The 6,122-nt window shown below is 72.5% G+C and carries 6 protein-coding genes; 2 read left to right on the top strand and 4 right to left on the bottom strand.

Going from position 1 to position 6,122, the window contains the following annotated elements; genetic code table 11:
* Nucleotides 1-512: 512 nt before the first annotated feature.
* Nucleotides 513-1,376, top strand: a complete 864-nt coding sequence (locus G6R25_RS20060; RefSeq protein WP_163554182.1) for a universal stress protein — start codon at nucleotides 513-515, stop codon at nucleotides 1,374-1,376.
* A 14-nt stretch (nucleotides 1,377-1,390) separates the two neighbouring features.
* Here G6R25_RS20060 and G6R25_RS28000 read toward each other — a convergent pair whose 3' ends face one another.
* The 3 genes from G6R25_RS28000 to G6R25_RS20050 all read right to left on the bottom strand — a co-directional run bounded on the left by G6R25_RS28000 (nucleotide 1,391) and on the right by G6R25_RS20050 (nucleotide 3,230).
* Nucleotides 1,391-1,738, bottom strand: a complete 348-nt coding sequence (locus G6R25_RS28000) for a calpain family cysteine peptidase (protein ID WP_235949210.1) — start codon at nucleotides 1,736-1,738, stop codon at nucleotides 1,391-1,393.
* Entirely contained in the window at nucleotides 1,663-2,316 is a 654-nt protein-coding gene (locus tag G6R25_RS27995) for a calpain family cysteine peptidase (RefSeq protein WP_235949212.1), read from the bottom strand. Before G6R25_RS27995 ends, G6R25_RS28000 begins: the two co-directional genes overlap by 76 nt.
* 425 nt (nucleotides 2,317-2,741) lie before the next feature.
* The gene (locus tag G6R25_RS20050; RefSeq protein WP_163554180.1) at nucleotides 2,742-3,230 is read right to left on the bottom strand and encodes a hypothetical protein; all 489 of its coding nucleotides are present in this window, start codon (nucleotides 3,228-3,230) and stop codon (nucleotides 2,742-2,744) included.
* 199 nt (nucleotides 3,231-3,429) lie between these two features.
* Here G6R25_RS20050 and G6R25_RS20045 point away from each other — a divergent pair, with 199 nt between their 5' ends.
* Nucleotides 3,430-4,653 carry an acetyl-CoA C-acetyltransferase gene (locus tag G6R25_RS20045; RefSeq protein WP_163554179.1) on the top strand — a complete coding sequence of 408 codons (1,224 nt, stop codon included), beginning with the start codon at nucleotides 3,430-3,432 and terminating at the stop codon, nucleotides 4,651-4,653.
* Nucleotides 4,654-4,671: 18 nt separating this feature from the next.
* Here G6R25_RS20045 and G6R25_RS20040 read toward each other — a convergent pair whose 3' ends face one another.
* Complete coding sequence (locus G6R25_RS20040) at nucleotides 4,672-5,820, bottom strand: phosphatase PAP2 family protein (protein WP_163554178.1); 1,149 nt, start codon at nucleotides 5,818-5,820, stop codon at nucleotides 4,672-4,674.
* Nucleotides 5,821-6,122: the final 302 nt, after the last annotated feature.

The following is a 6,122-nucleotide window of genomic DNA, read 5'->3' as shown; positions in this document are numbered from 1 at the left end:
TGTTCGCTGACCGTCACCCGAGTTTCGAAAGAATCAATCTGGCGGTTTCGGAATAGCTTCAACGTCTGGTTGCACCCGGCGACAAATGCCAATCGGTCACACGGGGATTCGCGTTCAACCCGGGATGGAAGGATCTGAGCCAACATGGATCATTGCCGGATCGCGGCCAACCGAGGCGATCACGGGTCAGGAGGGGCCCCTCTTGCCCAACCAAGCCTCATGGCCCGCCACGTTTCCCGCTGACAGGTGGGACGAACGGGTCTCGGGTAGTGCGAGCCCGGCGGCAACCCACGGTGGAACCACCCCAGCGGGCCACCGTCCGATTTCCTCCCGTTTTGTCTCTCCGGACGGCCGGAAAACGATGGTCCGCACCATCGGACCCATCTGTCAAGCTATGGAGGCACCACGCCGCCCGCCGGGCCCGCTCACCGGGGGTTCCCCGTGAGTGGGCGGGGTACTTCGACTGTGCTTCCACGGACGCGGCGCCACCGGGGCGGCGAAGGAGGCGGCAGATGGCCGACATCGTGGTCGGGGTCGACGGCTCACCCGGCTCCCGCGCGGCGTTGCAGTGGGGATTCGACGAGGCCGAGCTGCACGGCTGCGGGCTTCGGGCCGTCGTCGGGATCGGGCGCGGCGGCGCGGCGCACCCGGAGGAGGCAGACGGCCTGGCCGAGAAGGCGGCTCACCTGCTGCACGAGACGGTCACCGCCACGGCGCCGGCCGGGTCCTCGGTCTCGGCAACCGAGGAGGTCGTGGATCAGCCCGGGGCGGAGGCCCTGCTCACCGTGGGGCACGACGCCCGCATGATCGTGGTCGGGGCCCGCGGGCGGGGCCTGCTGCACCGGCTGCGGGTTGGCTCGGTCAGCACCTCGGTGGCCGTGCACTCGCCGGCGCCGGCGGTGATCGCCCGCGATGCCGGCCCGGCGGCGCCGCCGGGCCGACCGGCGCAAGCGGTGGCCGTGGGCGTGGGCGTGGACGGCTCCCCGAACTCGCTCGCCGCCCTGGTCTGGGCCGCTGCGGAGGCCGATCGACGCGGGGTCACGCTGATCGCCGTGCATGCCTGGCTCGCGGCCATCCCGTTCCCCTTCGCCGAGGCACCCGGGGAGATCATCCAGGCGCTGGAGGAACAGGCCCAGGCCACGCTCAACGACGCCATCGCCGAAGTGCGCGACGCCTTGCCCGCCCGGCTCGACCTGCGCCGCCGGGTGGTACCGGACTCACCGGTCCAGGCGCTGCTCGCCGCCGGCCGGGAGTGCGACCTCGTCGTCGTCGGCGCCCGCGGCCATGGCGGGTTCGCCGAACTACTGCTGGGTTCGGTGAGCCATCAGTGCATGATCCACAGTGCCGCCTCCGTCGCGATCATCCGCAGGCGGTAGTCGGTAGTCGGCCGTCACCGGGTGGAACCGTGCACCACCGCATGCACATCCGTGACGACCTGCGACCAGGCGTACCACCGCACGTTGTCCTCGCCCGGCGCTGGATCCCAGGGATTGCGCAGCAGTACGCGCCCCCGCGCGGCATCCACCGCCAGCACCGGGTAGGCGTGGGCGGCGACGAGGCCGCCGGGCCGGGTTCGAGTCCGGGTGATGAGGACGACGACCTCGCCCCGGTCGAGCAGGGCCGTGAGGTCCACGACGCTCGTCGCGCGGGCGGCTCGCCGGCTCACCGGCAGCCCGGTGAGGGTCCGCAGGGCGGCCGCGGCGCTGCCGAATGCGATCGCAGGGTATCCGCCGTGCAGGCGGGCGTACGCCTTCTCGTAGAGCGCCGGCCAGAGCTCGGGCTGGCCGGCGCGTTGTCGCCGTCCATCGCGATCTCCTGGACGGCCTCGCCACGCCCACCCCCACCGTCGAGGGGCACAGATGTGGTGACCCTGCGTGCGGGCAGCGTCGCGGTGACCGTCACGCCGGCGGTCACGCCCGAGCCCGGGGAGAAGGTGATCGTGGCGGTGCCGTTGGGGTTGCGCCGGAGCCGTTCGGCGAGCAGCGCGGGATCCTGCCGCGCGAGGCCGATCAGCGCCGCGGCGAGGTAGCAGTCGGCAACGGCACCCTGCCCCACGTCGCCGGGGTCGACACCGTCGCGCACGATGGCGTCCCCGGAACGATCGACGCCGAGCACCGGCCCCGACCGCTGAGCGCCGGCAGCCAGCGGGGCGGCGGGTTCGAGCCATGGCAACGCGCGTACCAGCTCGCCGAGCAGGTCCGTCGGCGCCCCGGCGAGCAGATCGTCGGCGAGGCCTGCGAGTTCGACTGCGGCGAGTACCGCCCCCGGCTTCGGCGTGCCGGCCAGCCGCGCGGCCATCGCGGCGAAGACGGTCAACGGCCCGGCCCCGCAGCAGCCCGATCACCCCCGCGCGGGCCGGCGCCGGTAGAGCCGCCAGCCGCGCCCGGATCGCGCGCAGCCGCTCGACGCCGGGGACGTCCGGCGCGGAATCCGATCCGGAACCGGAACCGGAACCGGAATCGAACAGGGCCAGCAGTCCCGCCGCCACCGCCAGGCTCGCCGTTGCCGCGGGTCGAGCGCCGGGCGTCCGGCCAATCCGTTCGGATGGATCGATCGGGCCGGCGCGGCGCAGGGCGATCGGCGCCGTGGCGAGCCGGGACATCCGCAGCTCGAGGTCGGCGGCGGCATCCGGGGCCTCGACGGCTACGAGCCGCAGTCCGCGGCGGGCCGCCCCGCACATCTCGGCGGACGCGCCCATCCGCGCCATGGCCCGGTCGGCCTCGCCGACGGCGCTGGCCACCTCACGGTCGAGCACCGCCGCTCGAGCCGCGGCCGTGCGCAGGCGCGCGGCGAGAACGCCCAGCAGGACCGGATCGAAGCGAACCGCCGCGCCGCCGAGTCCTGCGACCGGCGACCGGCGACCCGGCCGGCACAAGCGACTCGGCCGGCACAAGCGACCCGGCCGGCACACCCGACCCGGGCGGCACACGCGGCGAAGACGATCCGGCGCAGACGGCCACAGGCCACGGGGCTCGGACGGGCGGCGGCCAGCCGGCCGCGAGCCGGTCGAGCAGGGCGGCATGGGCGCCCAGCGCCTCGGCATCCGCGTCGAGAGCTGCCTGCCAGACGTGCATGCGGTCGTCCAGGCGGGTGCGCAGGGGCGAGCTCCCCGCGTCCACGCTCCGGACTCCGGTCAGCACCGCAGCCACCCGCATGGCGAGCCGGCGCAGCGCGGCGGCGTGGCGGCACAGGTCGCCGGCCGGCCCCGCCAGCGCCGCGGCGCCGCTCATCGGAGCAGATCCCTCGCGCATCCACCCGCCCGTCCGGCTCGGTCGATCCCGATGATCAGGGTAACCCGCGCGGCCGGCATCGCCACGCCGGCCACGTGGCCGCGACCGAGGACCCCGCACCGCGCTAGAGTTTGATCATTTAGCTGGCGGTGTCCCGCGATCAACCGACCGCGGCGCCGAGCCTTCAGGAGGGCCGACCGTGACCGACGCCGCCGTCGTCGTCGCCGCCGCCCGCTCGCCGATCGGTCGGGCCTTCAAGGGCACGCTGCGGGGGCTGCGGGCCGACGATCTCGCCGCGACGATCATCCTGGCCGCTCTCGACCAGGTTCCGATGCTGGACCCCACCGAGATCGACGATCTGATCCTCGGCTGCGGGCTACCGGGCGGGGAGCAGGGACACAACATCGGCCGAGTCGTCGCGGTCAGTCTCGGCCTCGACGGCGTGCCGGGCACGACCGTCTCCCGATACTGCGCGTCGTCCCTGCAGGCGATCCGGATGGCGATGCACGCGATCCGCGCCGGGGAGGGGGACGTGTTCGTCGCCGCCGGGGTCGAGGTCGTCAGCAGTTTCGTCAAGGGCAACAGCGACAGCCTGCCCGACACCCAGAACCCCAGCTACGCCGGCGCCCAGGCGCGCACCGCAGCGCTGGCCGCCGCGGGCTCCCCGCCGTGGATCGATCCCCGCCGCAAGGGCGAGCTGCCCGACGTCTACATGGCGATGGGTCAGACGGCGGAGAACGTCGCGCAGCTCGCCGGGGTGAGTCGCGCCGAGCAGGACGAGTACGCCTACCGGTCGCAGAACCTCGCCGCGCAGGCCATCGCCGCCGGCTTCTACAAACGGGAGCTCACCGCGGTCCGGCTCCCCGACGGCACGGTCGTCGACGCCGACGACGGACCCCGGCCGGGCACGACGCTCGAGGCCCTCGCCGCGCTCCCGCCGGTTTTCCGGCCCGACGGCACGGTGACCGCGGGCAACGCCTGCCCACTCAACGACGGTGCGGCGGCGGTCGTCGTGATGAGTGACACCAGGGCTCGTGAGCTGGGCGCCACCCCGCTGGCCCGGATCGTCTCCACCGGGGTCAGCGCGCTGTCCCCCGAGATCATGGGCCTCGCCCCGGTCGAGGCGTCCCGGCAGGCGCTCGCCCGGGCCGGGATGACGATCGACGACGTGGACCTCGTCGAGCTCAACGAGGCGTTCGCGGCGCAGGTCATCCCGACCTACCGCGAGCTCGGCGTCGAACTCGCGCGGCTGAACGTGCACGGTGGCGCGATCGCGTTGGGGCACCCGTTCGGCATGACCGGCGCGAGGATGATGACCACCCTGATCAACGGGTTGCGCGCCACCGACGCGACCATCGGGTTGGAGACGATGTGCAGCGGCGGGGGCCAGGGAATGGCACTCGTCCTGGAGCGGCTGTCCTGACCCGTCAGGTGTCGCAGCTCACGGCGGCGTCCCCCGGGCGTCGCCCGCGGGTGCGCCACCGGGATCGACGGGGGCCTCGGCCGCGGCCCGCCGAGGTGGAGCGGCACGAGGAGCACTCCCGGCCGGCGTGTCGGGGGCAGCCAGCGTGGCAGGAACAGTCGGCGTACCAGGGACGACGGTTGCGCCGGAGACAACGGCCGCGCCGGAGACGGCCGAGGCGTCCTCTCTGGCGCGCGGCACCTCGGTAACGGCTCGGCCGGCGGCCCCTGGATGATCGCCGTTAATGACGCCGGGCGACGGCCCGCACGCCATCGCCGTGGCGGGCAGCGCCCGGACCGGCAGCCGGCACGCGATGGCCCACAGCCGCAGCCGGGCCTGGACCTCCGGCCGGGTGAGCTGGACCGCGGCCACGACCAGGCCGCCGCCGATGATGCCGTCGAGCCAGTAGTGGTTCGCCGTGATGACCACGACGATGGTCGTGATGATCGGATGCAGGATGGCGAGCCACCGAGCCCGCATGCGCAGGATGGTGATCATCCCCCAGGCTTCCAGGATCGACCAACCGATGTGCAGGCTCGGCATCGCCGCGTACTGGTTGGCGACGGTGTCGTGCGGCCCGTAGGGCGACGGCCCGAACACCGCCCCGGTGTCGACGAGCTTCACTCCGGGCACCAACCGCGGCAGGAATCGGGGGGGCGCCAGCGGGTAGGCGATGTGAATCAGCAACGCGACGCCGGTCGACGCCATGATGATCGTCCGCACCCGGCGCCAGGCCGGCCGCTGAAAGATCAGCACCCAAAGCAGAAAAACGATCGCCGCGGGGAAGTGCACCACGACGTAGAAGCGGTTCGCGAACTCCAGAAGATGGCTGGAGTGCAGCGCGAGGGACTGGATGGACGACTCGCTCGGCAGGTCGAACAGGCGCTCGAGGTGCCAGACACGCTTCGCGTGGTGCAGGGCCTCGATCTTCCGACCGACGGCGAAGTGCCGGCCCAGCCCGTAGAGCCAGTACAACGAGCCCAGCAGAACTACCTGACCCAGGATGAAGGCGCTGTCGCGCAACGCCCCGACCGCCCGACCAGGTCGATCGCCCCGGCCAGAGCCCCGGGCCACCGCGGCCGGCCGGACCGGCGCTCCCAGCAGGGTCTGGCCCGTCGTGCTCACCACGAGCAGTCCCGAACCATATCCGCCTCCCCATGACGACACTTCCCGTTAACCCATCCATCGTTCTTACCGACCGATCGGTAAGGAAGGCCGAGAAAAAGATGTGAGATAGGGCTCAGTCTCGGTGCTCTTCTCGACATCTCACGCTGGGTCGCCTAGTCCTCCCGACCGTGAGACCGACGACGGACGAATGATCACCTGTCCCAGCTGCCTTACCCGCAGATTAACAACAGGGAACCCACTGTCTTCATTTCCGCCACAAGTAGCTCCTCGTCCGACCTACCGCTCACTTCATGACATCCGCC

The organism is Candidatus Frankia alpina (genome assembly GCF_902806485.1).
Taxonomy (GTDB): Bacteria; Actinomycetota; Actinomycetes; order Frankiales; family Frankiaceae; genus Frankia; species Frankia alpina.
This window is presented reverse-complemented; position numbering and strand designations above follow the sequence as displayed.